This is a genomic window from Desulfonatronospira sp. MSAO_Bac3, assembly GCF_003838035.1.
In the GTDB taxonomy this organism is placed as follows: Bacteria; Desulfobacterota; Desulfovibrionia; order Desulfovibrionales; family Desulfonatronovibrionaceae; genus Desulfonatronospira; species Desulfonatronospira thiodismutans.
Genome location: NZ_QYZY01000146.1, coordinates 1 through 1,866, shown reverse-complemented (window position 1 = coordinate 1,866; position 1,866 = coordinate 1). Strand labels below are relative to the sequence as shown.

Sequence of the window (1,866 nt, the reverse complement as noted above, 5' to 3'; positions counted from 1 at the left end):
CCCATACGTCCACACGTCTTCACTCCCACACTCCCATACGCCCCTACTCCCATACTCCCATACGCCCCTACTCCCATACTCCCATACGCCCAAACGCCCATACGTCCAAACGTCTCACTTACCCGGAAGCAGCTTCTGCAGCACCTGCTTACTCGGTCCGTACATGGCCACCTGGCCGTTCTTGAGCATGAGCAACTGATGCGTAAACTGCAAAAGCTTAGGCCTGTGGGTAACCAGGATGACGGTTTTGCCTTCATCCCTGGAACGTTTCAGGATCTCTGTCAGGGAATCTATGCCCTGCTGGTCCAGGCTGGCATCAGGTTCGTCCAGGATAAGTATCCTGGGGTCGCCGAACAAGGCCCTGGCCAGGCCGATGCGCTGGCGCAGACCGCCGGGGAGGTTCAGCCCTCTTTCTTCCAGCATGGTCTCAAACCCCTGGGGCATGGACTCGATTATCTCTTCCAGGCCGGCCTTCCGGGCAGCCTCCCGGATTTCTTCCAGGGAGACCTCCTGAAACCTGGCTATATTCTGGGCGATGGTTCCGGCAAATAGCTCCACTTCCTGGGGCAGGTAACCAATGTGAGGTCCCAGTTGCTCCTGGTCCCACTGGTGCATGTCCGCTCCATCCAGGCGCAGAATGCCGTTTTGAGGACGAACCGCTCCGGTCATTATTCTGGCCAGGGTGGTTTTGCCAGCCCCGCTTGGACCTATGAGCCCCAGGGTCTGGCCGGCCTGCAGGTCAAAGCTTACGCCCTTGATTATAGGCTTGCCGCCGTGGGCGTACACTATGGACTCGGCTTTTAGATTTCCCTGCGGTTCGGGCAGTTTCAGGCTGACTTCCTTTTCTTTTTCCTCCATGCCTTCCAGATAGCTTTTAAGACGATGGAAGGCATCCTTGGCGTCCTGGTAATTCTGCCAGCCGTCGACCGCCATCTGCATGGGCATGATTACCCGCCCGGCAATGATTACCGCGATTATGACCAGGGCGCTGTCTATCTCTCCCATGAGCATGAGGGAAAATCCCACACCCATGAGCAGCACCTGCATGATCCAGCCCATGGACTTGGTAATGGCTGAATGCACTCCAGCCTTTTCGCTGGCCTCGGTCTGGTCCCGGACCATTTCATCCTGCATCCCCCTCCATTTATGGATCAACTGGGGCTGCATGCCCATGGCCCTCACCGCCTGGGAGTTGTGCACGCATTCCTGGGCAAAATTGTTGGCCCGGGCAAAGCCCATGTTGGACCGGCGTAACAGCTCTCTTGTGGATTTCCTGGTGGCCAGCTTGGTGCCCAGGATGACCATGATGCACAAAATGGCCAGTATACCCATTAGCGGGCTGATGTAGAATACAATGAGCAGCATAAGTGGGGAAATAGCGGTGTCCAGGAAAGCGGTGGAAGTGGGGGAGTTGAGAAACCCCCTGACCTTGGACAGATCACTCATGGCCGTGGACGCATCTCCTTTCTGCCCCAGGGCCCGCTCCTGAAACATTTTGTGCAGAATTTTTTCCCCCAGCTGATGGTTCAGATATTTGGCGAAACGCCGCAAAAGGGCAAAGCGAAGCACATCAAAGATGGTCATGAAAAGAAGCCCCCCCACAGCAGCCATGGCGATTACCGCAATGCTGGAGATGCTTTCACTGGGGACCACCCAGCGAAAGAGCATGATCATGTTGAAGGGCAGGGAAAGCGTCAGCAGGACTACAAAGATGCTCAGCCCAATGGATATAATCAGCACCCTTCTAAGTTCTTTTTTCATAAATTTTTTCCTGTTTCTGGCTCTGTTTTTTTCTGGATCTGCCTGATGAGGACAGGAATGCGCACAGCCCGGTGCCATTTCTCATCCTGGTTGTATTCGGCGATG

General features: G+C 55.3%; 1 protein-coding gene. It reads right to left on the bottom strand.

The window, feature by feature from the left end; genetic code table 11:
• Positions 1-114: 114 nt before the first annotated feature.
• Complete coding sequence (locus tag D5S03_RS05210) at positions 115-1,761, bottom strand: type I secretion system permease/ATPase (RefSeq protein ID WP_008869569.1); 1,647 nt, start codon at positions 1,759-1,761, stop codon at positions 115-117.
• Positions 1,762-1,866 lie beyond the last annotated feature (105 nt).